Genomic DNA, 21,313 nt, shown 5'->3' on the forward strand with positions numbered 1-21,313 from the left:
CCTGCTTAAAAGACAACAAATCACGTCTTTTCACTTACACTGATAACGGACAGATCCGTTCTTTCACTAATCAGGACAGCATGCATGCTCCTTTTCGTAAAAGCGGTTCGTGAGGGTAATTCGAATATCTCTTTGTACTGACTCGCACCAGCCGTCAGCTCTCTTGGACAGGGAAAGATAATTCTACTGAATCTCAGTCAAAACCTTTACATATTCAACTAATGTCATTTTAAACATACTTTTGGTATCAAGTCAACTGATGAAAAAAATTAATCTTCCATTGTCGATAGGTCGCCAGCCGGTAAATTCAGTTCCCACGCCTTTAGCACACGTCTCATAATTTTTCCGCTTCGCGTTTTAGGTAGTTTGTCTTTAAACTCGATTTCTCTCGGTGCCGCATGTGCAGCGAGTCCTTTTTTCACAAACGTACGAATTTCTTCTTTCAGCTCATCTGTCGGCTCATAACCGCTTCTGAGCGCAATGAATGCTTTAATAATTTCACCGCGGACTGGATCTGGTTTTCCAATGACACCAGCCTCTGCAATGGCCGGATGTTCGACCAGCTTGCTTTCCACCTCAAAAGGACCAACCCGCTCTCCTGATGTCATGATCACATCATCGACACGTCCCTGGAACCAAAAGTATCCGTCTTCGTCCATATAAGCTGAATCTCCTGAAACATACCAATCTCCCGGCATAAAGTAAGATTCATATTTTTCAGGATTGTTCCAGATCGTATGCATCATAGACGGCCAGCCTTTTTTGATGGCGAGGTTGCCCATCCGGTATGGCGGGAGTTCATTTCCGGCATTATCGACAATCGCAGCTTCTACGCCTGGAATCGGTTTCCCCATTGAACCTGGTTTGATGTCCATGCATGGATAATTACAAATCAGCTGTGCACCGGTTTCAGTCATCCACCAAGTGTCATGAATTCGTTTGCCAAATACAGCGTCTCCCCATCGGATGACTTCTGGATTTAGAGGCTCACCTACACTTAACACATGACGGAGCGAGCTGAGATCATATTTTTGAATGAGGTCATCTCCTGCTCCCATCAGCATTCTAAAGGCAGTCGGAGCACTGTACCAAACGGTCACACCTAGTGATTCAATGGTTTCATACCACGTATCAGGGTTAAACCTGCCGCCTAAAATGACATTCGTCGCCCCATTTAACCACGGTGAAAAAATGCCGTACACTGTGCCTGTTACCCAGCCTGGGTCAGCTGTACACCAGTAGACGTCGTCTTCTTTCAGATCAAGCACCCATTTACCGGTCTGGTCTTGCTGCACCATTGCGCCATGGACATGCAGCACACCTTTTGGCGTACCTGTGGACCCTGACGTGTAATGAAGCAGAAAGCCGTCTTTTTCATCCATCCATTCAATCTCAAGGTCCTTTGCTGCCTGCTCAAACGCCTCTTCGTAATGGATTGTCCGAACGCCATCGACGTCTTCCTTTTCACCGCCGACAATGATGACGGATTCAAGCTTCGGAAGCTCTGCAAACGGAATGCGTTCAAGCAGATCCGACGTTGTCACAATGACCTTCGCCTCACTATTTTCTAAACGGTCTTTGACCGCTCCTTCCATAAATGCCTCAAATAACGGACCAACGATCGCACCAATTTTGACTGCGCCAAGCAGAAGAAAATAGAGCTCAGGTGATCTTGGCATAAAGATAAATACGCGATCCCCTTTTTGCACATGCGCCTTTTCTCTGAATAGATTTCCCGCTTTATTTGTGTTGATTTTCATATCCCTGAACGTATACTTTTCATCACGCTGTGAATCTTTGTAGTGAAGCGCCACCTTGTTCTTACGAAACGAGTCCGCATGTCTGTCAATCGCTTCATAGGCTGCATTTATGTTTCCTGTTTCATACCACGAGAAGTTTTTTCTTGCTTCCTCCCATGAAAATTCTTTGTATGCCTGCTCATAATCATTTAAATGATAGTCCCCTTTTACTGATGGCAGCGTTTCCAATTTCATCAAACAGTCCCCCTTTGCATACGTTTACAATGACCATTATAGTATAGATGACTTTTTTTCTCAATTTTTAAAAAACTTATGGTGAAACCGTTTTAATTCTTGCAAGTTTTAAGATAAAATAGAGACGACTCACTAGAATTTGAGGCGGTGGATACGTGGAGCATCCTAAAACTTATTATTCAAAAACCATTGAGCAAGAAACAGGTTCCATCCTTATTGAAGGTCCGGTACCTGCACCAGAGCTTGCGAACTATACCTTTCATGAAGGACTGACGGCATTTCGCACGCCTGAGGAACAGAAACAAGCACTTGTTGAAATAGCAAACCTTCCAGAAGGACGTATTATCATTGCAAGAATGGATGAGCTTGTCGTAGGCTATGTCACGTATTTGTATCCTGATCCGCTTGAGCGCTGGTCAGAGGGTAACATGGACAATTTAATCGAGCTTGGCGCGATTGAGGTCGCTCCTCCATTTAGAGGCTGCTCACTTGGCAAGCATTTACTTGATGTGAGCATGATGGATGAGCAAATGGAGAATTATATCATCATTACAACTGAATATTACTGGCATTGGGATTTAAAGGGGACAAAGAAAAACGTGTGGGAGTACCGCAAAATGATGGAGAAAATGATGAACGCAGGCGGTCTTGTCTGGTTTGCAACAGACGAGCCAGAGATCAGCTCACATCCAGCCAATTGTTTAATGGCCAGAATCGGGAAAAATGTGAATCCTGATTCGATTGAGCGTTTCGATCGTCTTCGCTTCCATCAACGCTTTATGTATTAACGTTCAATTCGTTTTTTTGGCAAAGGGGATTGGTAAACAATGATGATTGAACAAATTATGGAGCGTGATGTGATCACGCTGCGAAAAACCGATACGATTGAAGAAGCCATTCAAAAAATGAGTGCACATCACATTCGGCATATTCCGATCGTATCTGATCAAGGTTCTGTCATTGGGATGGTGACAGACCGGGATATTAAAAATGCCAGTCCAAGTATATTTGAAACAGAAAAAAGGCAGCTCTTTATTCAGCGTCCTGTTGAAGAGATCATGGTATTAGAGACGATCACTGCTCATCCGCTTGATTTCGTTGAAGAGATTTCAAGTGTCTTTTTTGAACACGGAATTGGCTGCCTTCCAGTGGTGAGACGAGGCAAGCTCGTAGGCATTATCACAAAGACTGATTTGCTTCGTACGTTTGTCAGACTGACAGGTGCAGATCAGCCTGGGTCACACTTAGAGGTTGAAGTGGACCAGATGACAGAAGGCCTCGCAGACATTACGGCCATTTTAAAGGAGCAGCATATTCAAATGCTGAGTGTGCTCGTGTATCCGCATGCAAATGAAGCCTCTAAAGTGCTCGTATTCCGCCTTCAAACCATTCATGCAGATCATGTGACGAAGCTGATTCGTGCAAAAGGCTATAAGGTGCTGTGGCCAATGGAGCAGACGATCAAATGAAGGAAGCAACCTTTGTTTTTTCACCCTCTTTTCAAACGTACCAATTTCACCAAGACCATCCCTTCAATCAGCTTCGTGTCTACTTAACATATGATCTTCTTCAAAAAATGAAGGCGTTAACAGATGATGAGATTGTCGCACCGCGTATGGCGACACTGGAGGAATTAAAGCTCGTCCATACAGCCGATTATATTCAAGCTGTGCAGCGGGCTAGTGAAGGAAAGCTCTCTACAGCAGAAGGTGAACGCTACGGCCTTGGCACGGAGGATACACCGATGTTTGCAGGTATGCATGAGGCAGCTTCTCTCCTTGTTGGCGGAACATTAACAGCCGTTGACCAAGTAATGATGGGACACTCGCAGCATGCACTCAATCTTGGCGGCGGACTTCACCACGGGTTTAAAGGACGTGCATCTGGCTTTTGTATATATAATGACAGCTCCGTGGCCATTCAATATATTCAAAAGACATATGGTGCAAGAATTTTATATATTGATACAGATGCCCATCATGGAGATGGTGTACAATTCAGCTTCTATGACGACCCAGAGGTCTGTACGGTCTCTATTCATGAAACGGGGCGCTACTTGTTCCCTGGAACTGGACAAGTACAGGAAAGAGGTCACGATAAAGGCTATGGCTACGCCTATAATATTCCGCTTGATGCATTTACAGAAGACGAATCGTTCCTCGAAGCATACCGAACAGCAGTGACTGAAATTGCTGCTTTTTTTAAACCAGATGTAATTTTGACGCAAAACGGCGCGGATGCACACTACTATGATCCGTTAACCCATTTATCTGCCACCATGAAAATATATGAGGAAATTCCTAGACTTGCCCATGAGTTAGCGCATCAATATTGTGATGGCAAATGGATTGCTGTTGGCGGAGGGGGATATGATATTTGGCGTGTCGTTCCAAGGGCATGGAGCCGGATTTGGCTTGAGATGAAAGGCATCACACCGCCGGCTGAACTGCCTCAGGACTGGGTTCAGGCTTGGCATAAACAATCGCCTGTCAGCCTGCCATCGACATGGGGAGACCCTGACGATTTATATCCACCGATCCCAAGAAAAGCAGAAATCACAGAAAAGAATGCTCAAACTGTAGAAAAAGCACTTATGCCTGTAAGAAGAGAAAAGAAAAATGCATAAGAAAAGCAGGCATTCACTAATGTGTAAGCCTGCTTTTTCGTTTTATTTTGTTGATTGTCTTTCTTCAATTCTGTGCGGAAGCTCAACAATTTGATCGTCCACTTGTTCTTTGTTCATCAGCTTTGTCAGCAGTCTCATTGCGACAGCGCCAATATCATAGGTCGGCTGAACAACTGTTGTCAGCTGAGGACGCACCATGAGAGAAAGTCTCGTGTTATCAAAGCCAATCACTTCTAAATCCTCAGGAATCGATACGCCTCTATCTTGTGCTCCGTGAATGACACCTAGCGCCATTTCATCGGTAGCCGCAATAACAGCTGTCGGCTTGTCAGACTGCTCAAGTAAATGAGCAAGTGATTCAATTCCAGAATCATAGGAGTAATCGCCTTCAGCGACGAGCGCATCGTCAAATGCGATGCCCGCTTCTTCAAGCGCACGCTTATAACCTGCAAGCTTTCTCATAGAGTTAATCGGTTCTGACATTGGGCCAGATACGAAGGCAATTCGCTTATGTCCTTTCTCAACTAAAAGCTGAACTGAATCATAAATCGCTTGCTCGTAGTTGATATTGACAGATGGTGTTTGAGCCTGCTCTTCAACAGATGCTGCAAGAACAATTGGCACAGGAGAGCGCTTAAATTCTTCAACAAGCACATCTGTGATGTTTCCGCCCATAAAGACAATCCCATCTACTTGTTTACCTAGCATTGTATTTAATAGATGAAGCTCTTTATCGGTATTTTGATCTGAGTTGCTTAAAATGATGTTGTACTTATACATCGTTGCGATATCTTCAATTCCGCGAGCAAGCTCCGAATAGAAGATACTAGAAATATCAGGGATGATCACCCCAACTGTTGTAGTTTTTTTACTTGCAAGGCCTCGTGCCACAGCATTCGGACGGTAGCCAAGACGATCAATCGCTTCAAGTACCTTTTTTCTTGTTGTTGGTTTTACATTCGGATTACCATTCACTACGCGTGATACCGTTGCCATACTTACATTTGCTTCTCTTGCTACATCATATATTGTAACATTATTCACATAAATCACTCCTTCAAATACACTTCATATCTATAGCATTCACCAATTGGATAGAGACATGTCAGATACGAGGAAAATAATATCCTATTTGTCATTAAAACGATGAAAAGAGACACATAATTTTTCAATCTACATCAAAATGACATTCTTTTATGAAATTATACACGTTTTTTCACCATATGAAAACGTTCCCTTTCTTTTTATAACTAAATTAAACAAACTTTAATGAGCTTGTTTCCTGTAAATTGAATCATATTTCATGAAAAATCGTCGAGAACGTCAGCTATGACAATGATCTTAGCAGATTCTATCGAATTTTAAAAATGAAAACATTGTGAACAAGCACTTTTGAGACTTGTAATGTGCTCTTTTCCTTTCATTCCCAATCTCCATCATATTTTATCCATAGAAAAACCGCCGGGCAGTTATCCGGCGGCTTTTCTATCTATGATTACGCGTGAATGTTGACAAGTGGTCTTAACGCATCTAACCATTTTTCGAATTGAGGAATGTCCATTTGCTGCGCTGAGTCAGATAGAGCAACAGATGGATCTGGATGCACTTCTGCCATGACACCGTCTGCTCCAATCGCAAGAGCTGCTTTCGCTGTTGGAAGGAGAAGATCTCTACGTCCAGTTGAGTGCGTCACATCAACGAATACTGGTAAATGTGTCTCTTGTTTCAAGATTGGCACTGCAGAGATATCAAGTGTATTTCTTGTCGCTGTTTCGTATGTGCGGATACCGCGTTCGCAAAGGATGATTTGGTCATTTCCTTGGGCGATGATGTATTCAGCTGCATTGATGAATTCTGAAATAGTCGCTGCAAGACCACGCTTTAAAAGAACTGGTTTCTTCACAGATCCGGCTGCTTTTAATAGCTCGAAGTTTTGCATGTTCCGTGCACCAATTTGGATGACATCGATATGCTCAATCGCTTCTTCAATATGAGCAGGATTGACGATTTCACTAATGACAGCAAGACCGTATTCATCCGCTACACGCTTTAGAATTTTTAGACCGTCTACACCAAGTCCTTGGAAATCGTATGGACTTGTGCGAGGTTTAAATGCACCTCCGCGAAGTAGTTTTAGTCCTTGCTGTTTCGCTGCTGCCGCAACTTCTGCGACTTGCTCGTAGCTTTCAACAGCACATGGTCCAACGATGAAGCGCTGTTTCCCATCACCGATCGCTTCTCCATTGATGTTCACGATTGTATTTTCCGATTTTTTCTTACGAGAAACAAGAAGTGCTTTGCTGTGGTCATCTTCTTGAAGCTCTAGACCTGCTTTGAAAATCTCTTTGAAAATATGCTGAATCGTTGAGTTTTCGAATGGTCCATCATTTGCTTCAAGAATTTGGTTCAGCATTGTGCGCTCTCTGACAGGATCATAACGGTTGACACCTTGCGCTTCTTTCGCCTTTCCAATTTCTTTTACAATGCTTCCTCTTTCATTGATCAGTTTTAAGATTTGAAGATTTAGTTCATCTGCCTGCTGTCTCAATTGTTCTAGTTCATTGTTGCTCATTTTTGTCATCCTTTCCTCTGCCTGTTCTCGCTTTTTATTTTTTCATTCTCTCATGATAGGGTTTATTATAAACAAAGATTTCGGAATTGTCACGAAAATTTTCTTTATTACCCAAACGCTTTTAAGCGATAAAGTATTATGTGTAAGATTATAGCATACTTTTGGTTGAAGTAAACCTTTTTTTTATAAAAAAACGTCAGCAATTGCTGACGTTTCTTCTACAGATTATGTTCAAGCGCTTCTTTTGTAATGCTTGAGTGGGATGCATGCCACTTCACTTTTCCACCGCTAAAGACGAGTGCCTGGGGACTTTCATGCTTTACCCCCGACTTTTCAGTCACATAGGATGAAAGCTCTCTTGTGTTTTGGATTTGCAAGAAATAAGTAGGCACGTCTTCATGTGCAGACGCAAATGCTTCAAACTCTTGAAAAGCCGCTTGACTGATCGGACATGTCAAACTGTGCTTAAAAAAGACAAACGTCCCATCTTGATTCGTTAGTTGATCAAACTGTTCTTCTGTTTCAATGAGTTGTTTTGACATGATGTTCTCCTTCTTCACTCCGAGCAGTGAGAGTTAGCCTTTAGTCGATTGTTCTACTTTTTCTTTGACATCTTTGATGCCATCTTCAATTTCTGATTTCGCTTCTTGTGCTCGTACTTTTGCTTCGTCTGCTACATCTGAAGCTTCATTTGCTAGGTCAGCTGCTGCATCTTCTGCTTCACTTTTCACATGATTAGCTTTTCCAGCTGCACGCTCTTTTATGTCTTTCACTTTGTCTAAAATCTGGTTTGACTGTTCTGCTACCAGTTGGGACAATTCAGACGTTTTATCTTTCGCAATCGTCACATATTCAGTGCCTCTTTCTTTTGCATCTGTTGTGAGGCGATCTGTTTTTTCTTTTAAAACATTCGCTTGGGTGTTCAAATCATCGCGAAGCTCTTTCCCTGACTTCGGTGCTAAAAATAAGGCTGTTGTTGCACCAACAATTCCACCAATAAGTGTTCCGATCAAAAAGTCTTTGCTATTGATTCCGTCTTTGCTCATGATTATTCCTCCTATGCGAAAATGGTTTTATTTTTGGTGCTTTCGTTGTTTCCATTTTTTATAAATTTCAAGTGCTGCGTTACTCCAGCTTACCACATCCGTGACTTTTTCTTGATTTCGTTCAACGGATGAAGAAACTGCACCAGCTGCCTGCTTTATGCTTGTATTAAATTGGTTGATCGAGCCGCCAATTCCCTGCACCGCATCCACAACTGTGTTGAGTTTTGCCGATTTGTCTTGAATATCTTCAGCAAGCTGATTCGTCTTATGTAGCAACTGTGTCGTCTCTGTGGTGATCCCTTGCATCTGACCTTCAAGACCTTCTAAAGTTGATGCAACATTCTTTAATGTCAGCTGTAAGGATTTTAATGTTTTGGACAAATAGATGACAAGAATGAGGAAAGCAATTGCGATCAGTGCAACGCTTAGATATAGAATAATAATCATCTGATACCTCCTTTGCTGCGGGCATATGCAATTCATTACCCTCTCGTTGTATCATTCAAACATCGCCTAGAATGACCGATTGAATAATAATTCTACACTTATTCGCTGATTCCTGTCCACAGCGAACGAAAAAAAGCGGCAGATGTTGACACATTTAGCCCCTTTGTCACATTTTATTCAAAATAAAAAAAGTGCCGATCAAAACGGCACTTTTCGTTTAAGCATTTATACAGCGACTTTCTCATAAGCACGCAGATATTTTTGAATGTCTCCTGCTCCCATAAAGATCAGAATCCCATCTTCGTGCGCTTTCAGCACAGATGTATCTTCTTCCGCAATCAATTGGGCCTGCGGGATTTTTTCTCGTAAATCTTCGATACTCAGCTTCCCAATGTTTTCACGGGCTGAACCGAAAATATCGCATAGGTATACATAGTCCGCTTTTTTCAGACTGTCAGCAAATTCACTTAAGAATTGCTGTGTGCGTGTGAAGGTATGCGGCTGGAAGACAGCGACAATATCACGGTCTGGATATTTTTGACGTGCTGCTTCAATGGTGACTTCAATCTCCGTTGGGTGATGGGCATAGTCGTCAATTAAAACCTGCTCACCGACCACTTTTTCATTAAAGCGGCGTTTCACCCCGCCAAATGTCATTAGTGCCCCTTTGATGAGCTCTACATCAATGGCTTCATAGTGACATAATGCAATCACAGCTAATGAATTGAGGACATTATGATTTCCGTAGGCAGGAATGTAGAAGGTATCATAAAACGTATTGCGTACAAATACATCAAATGTAGTGCCTTCCGTGTTTTTCACAACATTGCGTGCTTGGAAATCATTTTCTTCATTGAAACCGTAGTACACAACAGGTACCTTCGCTTGAATCTTGGGCAGATGCTCATCATCACCGCAAGCGATAATGGCTTTTTTCACTTGAAGCGCCATGTTTTGAAATGCATCAAACACGTCGTCAATGTCCGAGAAATAATCAGGATGATCAAAATCAATATTGGTCATGATCGCATAGTCTGGATGATAGCTGAGGAAGTGTCTGCGGTATTCGCATGCTTCAAATACAAAATACTCGCTGTTTTCTTTCCCCATACCAGATCCATCACCGATTAAGTATGAAGTTGGTTTCGCTGATTGCATCACATGGGCAAGCAGTCCTGTTGTCGACGTTTTACCATGAGCACCAGTAATCGCAACGTTTGTGAATGAATCCATGTATTCTCCAAGAAATTTATGGTAACGAATGACAGGAATCCCTTCAGAAAGGGCACGTTCAATCTCAGGGTGTGTATCAGGAAATGCATTACCTGCAATCACGGTCATCCCTGGCTGAATATTATCTGGGTCAAATGGAAGAATTTTAATATTTCGTTCTTCTAATGCTTTTTGTGTAAAGATATGTTTTTCGATATCCGATCCTTGGACAGTATACCCAGTATCATGAAGAATTTGGGCCAGTGGACTCATACCTGTCCCTTTTATTCCAACAAAATGATAAACAGTCATAATTGTACCTCCAACAAACGTCTATCTGACTTACAGTATATGACGCTCATTTCAATTTGCAACTTGTGATTTTCGCCTCTAGCGGCTCACAGATCGCAGCTCCAAATAAAGATTTTTTTCCGATCTTCCTATTCTAATCAATATTAACTATGATTAGTATCCGACAACTTTCCTATTTCTAACACCTGCTTTCGCTCATTTTACATAAAAAAGCGTTCTGACAGGCATACGAAAAGCGTCCAATTACAAAATTGCACCTATGTGCTATCATACCATGTTTATAAAAAAAATGAAGTGGTTTGTTTAGATCAGCTGTTCTAAGTCACTCAGTGTCATGAGGACTTCCCTTGGCTTACTGCCTTTTGCACCAGAGATCATGCCCTCGCGTTCCATCATGTCGATCAATCTGGCTGCACGATTGTAGCCAATTCTAAATCTTCGCTGCAAACTCGATGTACTAGCGCTATTCTGCTCAATCGCAAAACGGCAGGCATCCATAAACAATTCGTCTTCATCTGTAATCGCAGAGCCTTGGAGCATTAATTCCTCCTGTTCGAAAAGGAACACTGGCTTACGCTGTTTTCTTACATGTGCCACTACTTGATCAATCTCACGGTCTGATACAAAGTTCCCTTGCAGCCTCGTCGGCTTGCCGGAGCCATTTTCTAAGAAAAGCATGTCTCCTTTTCCGAGAAGCTTTTCTGCACCTGCCATGTCAATGATCGTTCTAGAATCTACCTGACTTGAGACAGAGAAAGCAATTCTTGTTGGGATATTGGCTTTAATGAGACCTGTAATGACATCAACAGAAGGTCTTTGTGTCGCAATCAATAAATGAATGCCGCATGCTCTTGCTTTTTGTGCGATTCGGCAAATGCTTTCTTCGACTTCATTTGGTGCGACCATCATTAAATCAGCGAGCTCATCGATCACAACGACAAGATAAGGCAGTTTTTCACCCATTTGTTTTTCTTTGACAAGCTCATTGAATCGTTTAATTTCTCTCACGCCAGAGTGCGCAAACAGTTCGTAGCGCCTTTCCATTTCATCCACTACCCATTTCAGAGCGGCTGTCGCTGTCTTGGCATCGGTGATGACAGGACTCACGAGATGCGGAATGTGATTATATGGCGCTAATTCAACCATTTTAGGGTCGATTAAGAGCATTTTTACTTCATCTGGTGACGCTTTAAACATTAAGCTCACTAAAATGGTATTGATACAGACACTTTTTCCTGACCCTGTTGCTCCAGCAATTAAGCCATGCGGCATTTTTTGCAGATCAACCACAACAGGCTGGCCAGATATATCTAATCCGAGTGCTGCTGTTAAAGGTGATGGATTGTCTCTAAATGCACTGCTTCTGATCATCTCTCGTAAGAAAACCATTTTACTGTGAAGGTTCGGCACTTCGATCCCGATCGTGTTCTTTCCTGGAATCGGTGCTTCGATTCGAATATCTTTTGCGGACAAACTGAGTTTAATATCATCTGATAGGTTCGTGATTTTGTTCACTTTGACACCTGGTTCTGGATGTACTTCAAACCTTGTCACAGAAGGGCCTTGCGTGACATGAACCACACTTGCTCTGACATTGAAATTTTTCAGCGTGGCATTGAGCAGGTCTGCCCGCTCTTTCACCCATGTCCCGTCCTCTTCTTTTTGAGCTGGAGGTACGTCTAAAAGGGCGAGACTTGGAAAAACATACCCTTGTGCATCTGCTGCTTTCTTTTGCCCTTGCACACGCTGATCACTTTTTAACATCATGACGTTAAAAGGTACCGTTGAGGTTTGTCCGCTTGTACGTTGCGTCTGCGGAGCTGCTTGTTTCGGTTTTTCTTCCATCACTTCATGCACTTGTTCTTGCTTTTCTTGCTGCTCTATGACAGGTTCTGCTGGTTCAGTAGCGGTCTCATCGTCTGCTACTTGTTCTATTGGCATCATTTGATCTTCTACTATTTCAGCTTCTTCCAACAATTGGTCTTCTTGCAGATCATGCTTGGCGACTGGCTCAGCTTCTTCAAATGCTGCCGCTGGCACTTCTTCTTGATGATCTTCTATGGAATCAGCTTCTATTTCCGCGACCGGTTCTGCTGTGATGTCTTCTGTTACCTCAACTTCTTCTGCCGACATGTCTACTTCCATTTCAATCGCGGGATGTGTGTCTTCTGCTGTTTCAAATGTCAACGGTTCTATTTCCTCCGTATGATCTACAAACTGATGTACCGGCTCGCCTTTTATTTCTTCGTCATCGCTTGAGACATCCTGTTCCGGCTCAGCCTCTACCGGCTGTTCTTGATAAGCTTCGGCCTCCTGATTATGTAAGTCAGCTTCAATATGGTCTTGAGGCTCAGAAAAGGCTGGCTCTTTTTCCTCTGTTTGAATGAAAGGCTCGTCATTTAAACGCTCCATCGTCGATTGAACGTGATCCTGATAAGCGAGTTCCTCTTGCAAAGTAAGCGGGGTCACGTCTGTTTGCATGTCCACTCTTTCTTCTGCTGGGGCTGAAACCGTTTCTTCCATACGATTTTCTTTCCGTATTGACGGAATGTTCATTTGCTGTCTGACATTTCGTACACGCTCTGCCTCTTCTGATAACAGGGTGACACGCTGCGCTGTTTCTGCTGCTTTCATTTGAACAGGAGATGATTCTTCTTTCGCTTCTGTTCGTTTTGGACGCATATCCTGATGATAGCCATAGATCGGTGATGGAATTTGCTCTGTTTTGAATGGCTTTTTATTGATGTCAGGCTGCACCGTTTGTTTTGGCTCATAGGTCTTCTGCTTAGCCTTTGGCTTGCTTGGCTTTGCGCGTCTTCTTTCCTGCTTCACTCCGTCACGCAGAGGTTCATCAGGTACGAGCGGAAAGCGGAAGTTGCCTTTCGGATATTCATAATAGACTTTTGTATCTTCAATTTTTTTATATTCTTTATGCTGTTCAAAAACTGGCTGCGCTCGTGCAGCTGGACCTTCCTCAGGTCTCACAGCTTTTTCTTCTTTCTTTTCTTCTCCTAAAAATACACTAAAAAATTTATCTAACCAACTCATCATTTATCACTCACTTTAACTCCCCTTACGTTTTCTTGGGCGATTTTTAGTATACCATTGCTTTTTCATGCAGAAAAGCGAGAAAAGTGCTGCTCTTTGCTATTTGTGCTGTCTGTAGATGAAAAAAAGTCACTAAGTACGTACTTAGTGACTTTTGGTATAACACATTCTTCGCTCCTATATGCCCGTTTATGGGAGGTTACGCTTTAAAGGGTTCGCCAGCTTGGTGGCTTCCCTCTAGAACAAGAATCCCTTTTTCAGCAGGCGCGTCTGGAAGATCTAGTTCTTTTGCTGAACAAATCATTCCGCTTGATGGAACACCTCTTAGCTCAGCATCTTTAATGACCAAACCGCTTGGCATCACCGCACCAACCTTCGCAACCACGACATATTGCCCTTGATCAACGTTTGGTGCACCACACACGATTTGTAATGTTTCATCGCCAACATCTACTTGGCAAATGTTTAATTTATCTGCATTCGGATGCTTTTCTTTTTCCTTCACATAACCGACAACAAATTTTGGTGATAGATCTACAGTCAACGTTTCACTTACACCGTTGCGGTTTAAAATTTCGTTGATATCTTGAACAAGTGTTTCAGAAAGCGGTACAGGTCCGTTTTCTTCAATTTTCATGTAAGTGGATGCGTTGAAGATATTAAAACCTGTTGTTTCTTTTGTTTCTTGATTGAAGATTCTTACGACATCTCCAAACGTCTCATGACCTACTTCTTCTCTCGTCACATCTTTCAATGAAATAAGGAGTGTGTCGCCTACACCTTCTGCATTATAAAAAACGTTCATTCTTCAAAATTCCCTTCTACTGCTGTTTTGGTCTGCTTTTAGCAAGAATAAAGATCGGTTCAAGCTTGCTCTCGTCATATAAAAATGACAATGCGGTAATCGGAACCGTGCCGCTGGCGAAGAAACTCATCGACATCTGTCCTAAAATATCATAGCCTGATTCATTGCGAACATCTGCAATGATGAATACATCTTGATGGGGAACAGAAATGGCCATCTGTCCTTCTATTTTTTGCGCGTATTCTTGTAAAATCGATTCATTTAAAAGTCTGCTGGCATCATATCCGTCATTCGCACGGAAGAAATAAAACCGATTGCCTGCAACTTCATCCATTTTCACCACAGTTTCAAGTGAGCGGACATTGAAGCTTGCAGTTTCCCTAATTCGCTCTTTTGTCCAGTTTTCCTTTTGAAGCATTTTCTCATCAATTAATCTGTAGGTGCTTCCAAGGTCAAGTGCGTAGAAGATTCTCGTTTCAGCTGTATGCTCATCAAAAACTAGGGGAATGCCATCACTTGATGCCTCAGGAAAGGAAGTGGAACGAATGACAGGATAGATCTGCTTTTCTTTTCCTGAGATGTGCTGCGCTTCGCCTTTCATGGCACTTAGCGCCTCTTTCACATAGTAAACGATCTCATCTAATGTTTCATCAGGCTTTACTTCCCACTTTGCAATGATTGGCGGGAGCTCTAGTGTAATACCTTTACTTGTTTGTTTATCTTCAATACGAAGCGTATCTTTTTCTCGGTCAAACTGGTGTGACCAGCTGTCATTTGTCAGACGGCTTTTAAGTTCGTTCGCAAGCTTTCTTGATGTCATTTTTGCCATGATTTAGACTCTCCTTTCATTATTTAGAAAGAGAATCTGTTAAAAATGCTTCAATCTCTTCCTTCGTCTTACGATCCTTGCTGACAAAGCGGTTAACCTCTTGTCCATTTTTAAAAACTAAAAAGCTTGGAATGCCGTAAATTTCCCACTCTGCGCAAGTGTCAATGAACTGATCTCTATCCACATAGAAGTACTCAAATTCTGGGTAGTTTGCTTCAAGCTCTGGCAAGAATGGTTCGATAAAGGTGCAGTCAGGGCACCAGTCAGCTGAAAATAGCAATACTGTTAAGTCTTCTTGAATCACTTTTTGTAATTCTTCGTTTGATTCAATTTTTTTCATGTTTCATTCCTCCAGTTTGTATGGTTAAATCTCCGAATTGTATATAGCCTTTCTTTCTCATCCATTCTGATACTACCAAACTAATCACTGCCGGGCCAACGATATGCAAAAGAGCGATCGCCAGAAAAACGGATGGATGAAATCCCATAACGGTCAGTGTCATGAGCTGTCCAACGAGGCCGCTCGTTCCCATACCTGCCCCTGCCGCATTATTGACCATCCCAAAGCCAATAATACCAATTGGCGCGAGAATGAGGCCCGCAATCGTCGGCGGAATAAGGATAAGGGGATTTTTCACAATGTTCGGCAGCTGCAATTTTGACGTGCCAATGCCGACAGCAGCAAGACCGCCAAAACGATTTTCTCTAAAGCCTGCAGCGGCAAAGCCGACCATTTGAGCGCAGCAGCCAATCGTTGCAGCACCAGCCGCTGTTCCGCTTAAGTCAAGCATGAGCGCAAGCGCCGCACTTGAAATCGGTGAGCTGAGGGCAAGTCCAACAATGGTCGCTACTAGCATGCCCATGATGAGCGGACTTTGGTCAGTCCCCCACATGATGAGTCTGCCAAGCCCTGTCATCATGGCTTCAATCCCAGGACCGATCAAAGCGGCGGTGAAAAAGCCAGTAATAATGGTGACAAGCGGCGTTAAAATAATATCAATTTTTGTCTCACCACTGACCAGCTTGCCGAGTTCCACACCAATTAATGCTGCGACAAAGCTTCCAGCAGGTCCACCAAGCTCTGCTCCTGCAGCACCTGAGACAACACTTGCAAAAATGATCAAAGGAGATGCATGTAAGCGATACGCAACGGCTACACCGATTGCTGGTCCCATGAGCCCCATCGCAAGTGTTCCCATTTTGATGATGAGCGGAAGTGATAACAGACCGCCTGCTGTTTTTAAAATCAGCCCTACCACTAATGTAGCAAATAGACCTAAAGCCATATAAGAGAGTGCATCAATGAAGTACACTTTTGGCGAAAGGGAGATCCCCTTTCTTTTCAAATAAGTCATCAACGTCGTCTTCCTGCTTTCTCATAGGAAAGACGAAGAGGCCTGTCCTTCCCATTATATGTAGTATTCTTACGATGAAAAATAGTCTCTACCATGAATATCATAATCATATTTTTTTTGCTTTATCAAGCACTTCTTGTGTAACATGAAAAGAAACAGGGCAAACCTTTACTAAGTTTGTACAAAAGGAGGAGATCGTTATGCAATTAACCGTCTATTTAGCAGGAGAAATTCATAGCCAGTGGCGTGATGAAATCAAGGAGAAAAGCCAATCGTTGAAACTGCCGGTGACGTTTGTTGGTCCAATGGAGAATCATGACCGCTCAGATCACATTGGTGAGGACATTTTAGGTGAGCAGCCGAATGCCATTTTCAAAGATGATGCGGCTTCTGATTTGAACAATTTCCGTACTGAGATCTTATTAAACAAGGCAGACGTCGTCATTGCCCGCTTTGGTGAGAAATATAAACAGTGGAACACGGCAATGGATGCATCTGCTGCCATCGCAAAAGGAAAACCTCTCATTTTGATCCGCCCAAAAGAACTGCACCATCCGTTAAAGGAACTATCAAACAAAGCGAATATCACTGTAGAAACCGTGAACCAAGCGATCAAGGCGTTATCTTACGTGTTTGAACAGCAATAAAAAAGGTGAAACTGCAACCTTTTTTCCTCTTTTCGAAACCTTTGCAGACCTGGCAATGAATGCGAGGTTTTGTCTACATATACACACTAAAGGCTGCTCTCATGAAAGAGGCAGCCTTTTCTATTACATTTACACCTGTTGATAAATAGAATCCACTGTACTTTGATCACATTTTTTCACAAGGCGTACAATTAACTCTTTTGCCGCTGCGTAATCATCCACATGCAATACTGAATGACTTGTATGAATGTAGCGAGCGCACACCCCAATGACAGCAGAAGGCACGCCTTGGTTTGACACATGCACACGCCCAGCGTCCGTACCACCCGGTGATACGAAGTATTGGTATGGAATGCTGTTTGACTCAGCAGTATCGAGCACAAATTCTCTCATCCCGCGGTGCGTAATCATTGTTCGATCAAAAATACGCAGAAGTGCACCTTTTCCAAGCTGGCCGAATTGGGTTTTGTCACCTGTCACATCGTTAGCAGGGCTTGCATCTAAAGCAAAGAACAGATCCGGCTGAATCATATTGGCAGCTACCTCTGCCCCTCTAAGCCCTACTTCTTCTTGAACCGTTGCACCTGAATACAGCTGACATGAAAGGGGTTCGTCTTTTATTTCTTTTAATAACTCAATCGCAAGTCCGCAGCCATAGCGGTTATCCCAAGCCTTCGCTAAAATCTTTTTGGGATTCGCCATTGGGGTAAAGACTGTTGCGGGCACGATTTGCTGTCCTGGGCGAACGCCAAGCTCTTTTGCCTCTTCTTCACTGTCTGCACCAATATCAATCAGCATGTCTGATGGTTTCACAGGTTTGCTTTTTTGTTCTGGTGTCAGAAGATGAGGTGGTGTACTAGAGACGACACCAGGAATTGGCCCGTGATCGGTATGAACGTCCACACGCTGCGCCAGCATGACTTGACTCCACCAGCCGCCGAGTGTTTGGAAACGTATCATCCCATTTTTCGTAATGGATGAAACCATGAATCCCACTTCATCCATATGACCAGCCACCATAATTTTAGGTGTGTTCTCCGGCCCCTTGCGTACGCCAAACACACCGCCAAGACGATCCTGAATGAGTTCATCAGAATATTTCTCAAGTTCCTTTTTCATAAAAGCACGCACATGGTGCTCATTACCCGGAGTTCCCTGTAATTCTGTTAAATTTCGGAAAAGCGACAATGTTTCTTCATTCATTCTACGGTTTACCTCGTTTCTATGTAATGACCATATATATTCCTATAAAAATAACACTCACTTTATACTATAAGAATTCTTTCGGTTTTCCAAGTATCTCTCCAGAAATTTTGAATATGCTTTCAAGTATTCGGATTCCTTAACATCAATGGACAAGTTTTGTATAATGGAAAAAACAGCAATACGGAGGTGCAGCACGTTGAAGTTAAAACATGTTCTGATTGGTGCGAGTATTGGCGTAGCCGCTGCAATTGTTGCAAAGAAAGTATTTTTCCCTACGTATATCTCGTCTGAAAAAGCATTAAAAATTGTGAAATCTGCTTTTAAACAGCGCGGCCCGATTGATGGCTCTTGGATTTATACTGTACCAGAACCGTATACCGTAAATGGTGAAACGATTGATGTGTACAAATCTGGCATTACTCGCTCAGCCTTTGGCGAGCTTGAACAGTACGAAGTCATGATTGATGCCAAAACAGGCATGATCGTTGATGTCATTGATTCTGTGGCTTGATAAAGAAAGCTTCGCAAAGGCGTGTCCTTGCGAAGCTTCTTTTTTATATGGCTTTGATTTTTTTGTACACAGGATGCCACATGGCGTCCTGTACAGCCTGAATGAGATCCTCAGGCGTTTCCTCTGCAATTCCTTCATCGATCGCTGCTTGCGCCACACGGACAGCCACTGTCGCTGAAACAGTTCGAAGCTGATCCACACTTGGCAGCATCGCTGCACCCGGCTTTCCGACATTGACCATGCTGGCAATCGCTTCAGCACTCGCAACAAACATGCTGTCTGTTATAAGGCGGGCTTTAGACACAATCGTTCCAAGACCAAGCCCTGGGAACACAAGGGCATTATTCGCCTGACCAATTTCATATGTCACGCCGCCATATTCGACAGGATCAAATGGGCTTCCCGTTGTCACAAGGGCGCGTCCTTCTGTCCACTCGATGAGATCTTCAGGCTTTGCTTCTGAAAGAGGTGTTGGGTTCGACATCGGTAAAATGGCTGGGCGCTCCACGTGTGACGCCATTTCTTTCACAATTTCCTCTGTAAATGCTCCTCCTACCGTCGAGGTGCCAATTAAGATGGTTGGTTTCGCCTGTTTGACGACCTCTAATAAATCAATGGAATGCTTAGGACCGTTACGGGCATAATCCTTTACTTCGTCAGAACGTCTTGCATATGGCTTTTGAAATGGCTGAATGTCAGGCGAATCATCTGTAAGCAATCCTGTTTTATCAATACACCAGAAATGATCATATGATTCCTCTTCTTTGACACCGTCTCTTACGAGAGCATCACGGATCTGCTCCGCTATGCCAATCCCTGCCGTACCCGCTCCGAAAATGACGATTCGGTGATCTTTCAGCGGAACCTTCGAAGCTTTTGCACATGCCAGAACCGCAGCAAGTGAAACAGCTCCAGTACCTTGAATGTCATCATTAAATGTACAAATACGTTCCTTATATTTTTCCAATATGGCTCGGGCATTTTTTGTCCCAAAGTCTTCCCAGTGAAGGAGTGCATTTGGAAAAGTTGCGCGGGCAAGCTCTACATATTGATCAATGAACCGATCATAACGTTCTCCTCGAACGCGAGAATGCTGATTTCCAACATAAAGCGGATCATTCAAGAGACTTTCCTGGTTCGTCCCGGCATCAAGCACAACGGCCAGCACGCGGCTAGGATCAATGCCTGCTGCGGCTGTATAAACAGCAAGTTTCCCGACTGAAATGGCAATACCGCCAACACCCCAGTCTCCAATACCTAAAATGCCTTCTGCATCTGTCGCAACGATTAAGTCAATTGATTCATCAACACCGTAAGAGGCAAAAATCTCTTCCATGCCTTCCAAATCATCAATCGATAAATAAAGCCCCCTTGGCTTTCGATACTCGTGGCTATAACGCTGAATGGCTGTTCCAACAGTCGGCGTGTAGACAATCGGCAGCATCTCCGCCAAGTGCTCATTCAGTAATTTGTAAAAAAGCACTTCGTTTCTGTCATGAAGTGATGTTAAATACACATTTTTCCCCAGTTCATCCGGCTGTGCCTTGAACTGCTCATATGCACGCTTTGCCTGATCCTCTAATGTTAAAACCTTAGGCGGTAGAAATCCCTTTAAACCAAGCTCTTCCCGCTCTTCCTTAGTAAATGCAACCCCTTTGTTTAAATAAGGGACGGACATGACTTCCATCCCTCTTAATGGTGTTTCAATGACATCACCATGTACACGATAAAATTGGTTCACCTGCACTCTTCCTTTCACAAGTTCATTTTGTCGTTATTTTGTGTGAAAGGCGAAAAAACATGCAGATGATCTTTTATCTTCCTGTTTCTCTTTTAACTTCATGTGTGATTTGCCCGTCTTCATCCCACTTTACAGCGCGGTAAATCGCATCATGATAAAACAAGTACCACGCATTTTTTTCTTCTGCAAATGCCTGCCATTTTTGCTTAGCTGGAATCGAAGTCATTGGGTAATCATCATAAGCCAAGACCCATAATGGATTTTTATGAGCGTGTGTTGGCATGATATCAGCCAAATGAATCGCTGTTTCGCCCTGACTTGTGAGCGTTAAGATGCTATGGCCATTGCTATGACCGCCTGTATGATGTAGCCCAATGCCTTTTGTTACTTCGATGCTTTCTTCAAATGGCACCACTTGATTTGCTATAGGCTCCCAGTTTTCTTTCCAATATGTATTTCTTGAGCGGATGTTAGGCGCCCTCATTTCATCCCATTCGATTTTGGATGTGATGATTTTTGCCTGCGGAAAAACAGACACGAGCTCTTCTCCCTCACGTTTTGTCAGCCCGCTTGCATGATCGAAGTGAAGGTGTGTCATTAAAACGTAATCAATATCAGCTGGTTGCAGGCCGAGTGCCGCTAGCGATTGTTCCAATTTCGTCTCTTCTGTTACGCCGTAATTTCGTTTTTGTTTATCTGTCAGCTTCCCTGATCCGATGCCGGAATCCACTAATAAATGAAGACCATTCCACCGAATGAGGATCGGATCACACCGCAGTTCAATTTGATTGCGATCGTTCACCGGGTATTTTTTTGACCATAACGGCTTTGGCACTACACCGAACATCGCACCGCCGTCCATGTGTGTATCTCCCCCATTTAACCAGAACAGTTCCATGTCACCTATTTTCATTGTCTCCATTGCTGTCATCCCTCCTTTTTCTATCGTAGCAAATACAGCT

At 43.1% G+C, this 21,313-nt stretch carries 20 protein-coding genes and 1 other annotated feature (1 of these 21 running past the window's edge); of the genes, 5 read left to right on the forward strand and 15 right to left on the reverse strand.

Annotated features, from left to right (window positions below; genetic code table 11):
• Positions 1-210: a binding site (T-box leader), on the reverse strand (it extends 29 nt beyond the left edge of the window).
• Between the two features lie 59 nt (positions 211-269).
• Positions 270-1,994, reverse strand: a complete 1,725-nt coding sequence (gene acsA / locus MHH26_RS11945; protein WP_340973552.1) for an acetate--CoA ligase — start codon at positions 1,992-1,994, stop codon at positions 270-272.
• A 155-nt stretch (positions 1,995-2,149) separates the two neighbouring features.
• Between acsA and MHH26_RS11950 the strand changes: the two genes are divergently transcribed.
• From MHH26_RS11950 to MHH26_RS11960, 3 genes are read left to right on the forward strand one after another with little or no spacing between them, the layout of a single operon-like run.
• On the forward strand, positions 2,150-2,782 hold the full coding sequence (locus MHH26_RS11950) for a GNAT family N-acetyltransferase (protein WP_340973553.1): 633 nt from the start codon (positions 2,150-2,152) through the stop codon (positions 2,780-2,782).
• 39 nt (positions 2,783-2,821) lie between these two features.
• On the forward strand, positions 2,822-3,463 hold the full coding sequence (locus MHH26_RS11955) for a CBS and ACT domain-containing protein (protein WP_034665520.1): 642 nt from the start codon (positions 2,822-2,824) through the stop codon (positions 3,461-3,463).
• Positions 3,460-4,620: an acetoin utilization protein AcuC gene (locus MHH26_RS11960; protein ID WP_066030541.1), complete on the forward strand. Its 1,161-nt coding sequence runs from the start codon at positions 3,460-3,462 to the stop codon at positions 4,618-4,620. The genes MHH26_RS11955 and MHH26_RS11960 overlap by 4 nt, the downstream gene beginning before the upstream one ends.
• Positions 4,621-4,662: 42 nt before the next feature.
• Here MHH26_RS11960 and ccpA read toward each other — a convergent pair whose 3' ends face one another.
• The 11 genes from ccpA to MHH26_RS12015 all read right to left on the reverse strand — a co-directional run bounded on the left by ccpA (position 4,663) and on the right by MHH26_RS12015 (position 16,246).
• On the reverse strand, positions 4,663-5,664 hold the full coding sequence (gene ccpA / locus MHH26_RS11965; protein ID WP_034665514.1) for a catabolite control protein A: 1,002 nt from the start codon (positions 5,662-5,664) through the stop codon (positions 4,663-4,665).
• Between the two features lie 451 nt (positions 5,665-6,115).
• Positions 6,116-7,192 (reverse strand): bifunctional 3-deoxy-7-phosphoheptulonate synthase/chorismate mutase, encoded by a 1,077-nt coding sequence (locus MHH26_RS11970; protein WP_003217626.1) that lies wholly within the window; start codon positions 7,190-7,192, stop codon positions 6,116-6,118.
• Positions 7,193-7,410: 218 nt separating this feature from the next.
• A complete protein-coding gene (gene ytxJ, locus MHH26_RS11975; RefSeq protein ID WP_034665511.1) occupies positions 7,411-7,734 on the reverse strand; it encodes a bacillithiol system redox-active protein YtxJ in 324 nt (107 codons plus the stop codon).
• Between the two features lie 33 nt (positions 7,735-7,767).
• Positions 7,768-8,238 carry a YtxH domain-containing protein gene (locus MHH26_RS11980; RefSeq protein WP_034665507.1) on the reverse strand — a complete coding sequence of 157 codons (471 nt, stop codon included), beginning with the start codon at positions 8,236-8,238 and terminating at the stop codon, positions 7,768-7,770.
• A 27-nt stretch (positions 8,239-8,265) separates the two neighbouring features.
• Positions 8,266-8,685 (reverse strand): DUF948 domain-containing protein, encoded by a 420-nt coding sequence (locus MHH26_RS11985; protein ID WP_003217556.1) that lies wholly within the window; start codon positions 8,683-8,685, stop codon positions 8,266-8,268.
• A gap of 225 nt (positions 8,686-8,910) precedes the next feature.
• The gene (gene murC, locus MHH26_RS11990) at positions 8,911-10,209 is read right to left on the reverse strand and encodes a UDP-N-acetylmuramate--L-alanine ligase (protein ID WP_034665503.1); all 1,299 of its coding nucleotides are present in this window, start codon (positions 10,207-10,209) and stop codon (positions 8,911-8,913) included.
• A 303-nt stretch (positions 10,210-10,512) separates the two neighbouring features.
• Positions 10,513-13,260, reverse strand: coding sequence for a DNA translocase FtsK (locus MHH26_RS11995; protein WP_340973554.1), 2,748 nt, complete (start codon positions 13,258-13,260; stop codon positions 10,513-10,515).
• A gap of 196 nt (positions 13,261-13,456) precedes the next feature.
• Entirely contained in the window at positions 13,457-14,062 is a 606-nt protein-coding gene (ytpR, locus tag MHH26_RS12000) for a YtpR family tRNA-binding protein (protein ID WP_340973555.1), read from the reverse strand.
• Positions 14,063-14,078: 16 nt separating this feature from the next.
• On the reverse strand, positions 14,079-14,891 hold the full coding sequence (locus MHH26_RS12005) for a DUF1444 domain-containing protein (RefSeq protein WP_340973557.1): 813 nt from the start codon (positions 14,889-14,891) through the stop codon (positions 14,079-14,081).
• 19 nt (positions 14,892-14,910) lie between these two features.
• The gene (locus tag MHH26_RS12010; RefSeq protein WP_034665496.1) at positions 14,911-15,231 is read right to left on the reverse strand and encodes a thioredoxin family protein; all 321 of its coding nucleotides are present in this window, start codon (positions 15,229-15,231) and stop codon (positions 14,911-14,913) included.
• Positions 15,218-16,246 (reverse strand): PTS transporter subunit IIC, encoded by a 1,029-nt coding sequence (locus MHH26_RS12015; protein ID WP_307500077.1) that lies wholly within the window; start codon positions 16,244-16,246, stop codon positions 15,218-15,220. The genes MHH26_RS12010 and MHH26_RS12015 overlap by 14 nt, the downstream gene beginning before the upstream one ends.
• A 200-nt stretch (positions 16,247-16,446) precedes the next feature.
• On the opposite strand from MHH26_RS12015, the gene MHH26_RS12020 reads away from it, so the two are divergent.
• Positions 16,447-16,893, forward strand: a complete 447-nt coding sequence (locus MHH26_RS12020) for a YtoQ family protein (protein WP_003217634.1) — start codon at positions 16,447-16,449, stop codon at positions 16,891-16,893.
• A gap of 129 nt (positions 16,894-17,022) precedes the next feature.
• Here the strand turns inward: MHH26_RS12020 and MHH26_RS12025 are convergent, their stop codons facing one another.
• Positions 17,023-18,096 carry a M42 family metallopeptidase gene (locus MHH26_RS12025; protein WP_307500078.1) on the reverse strand — a complete coding sequence of 358 codons (1,074 nt, stop codon included), beginning with the start codon at positions 18,094-18,096 and terminating at the stop codon, positions 17,023-17,025.
• A 199-nt stretch (positions 18,097-18,295) separates the two neighbouring features.
• On the opposite strand from MHH26_RS12025, the gene MHH26_RS12030 reads away from it, so the two are divergent.
• Positions 18,296-18,610, forward strand: a complete 315-nt coding sequence (locus tag MHH26_RS12030) for a PepSY domain-containing protein (protein ID WP_003217759.1) — start codon at positions 18,296-18,298, stop codon at positions 18,608-18,610.
• Between the two features lie 43 nt (positions 18,611-18,653).
• On the opposite strand, the gene MHH26_RS12035 is transcribed toward MHH26_RS12030, so the two are convergent.
• Positions 18,654-20,351, reverse strand: a complete 1,698-nt coding sequence (locus MHH26_RS12035; protein ID WP_034665486.1) for an NAD-dependent malic enzyme — start codon at positions 20,349-20,351, stop codon at positions 18,654-18,656.
• Positions 20,352-20,424: 73 nt separating this feature from the next.
• Positions 20,425-21,273: a YtnP family quorum-quenching lactonase gene (locus MHH26_RS12040; RefSeq protein ID WP_034665483.1), complete on the reverse strand. Its 849-nt coding sequence runs from the start codon at positions 21,271-21,273 to the stop codon at positions 20,425-20,427.
• Positions 21,274-21,313 lie beyond the last annotated feature (40 nt).

Origin of the sequence: Bacillus sp. FSL K6-2839 (assembly GCF_038003365.1) — a bacterium.
Lineage (GTDB): Bacteria > Bacillota > Bacilli > Bacillales > Bacillaceae > Bacillus.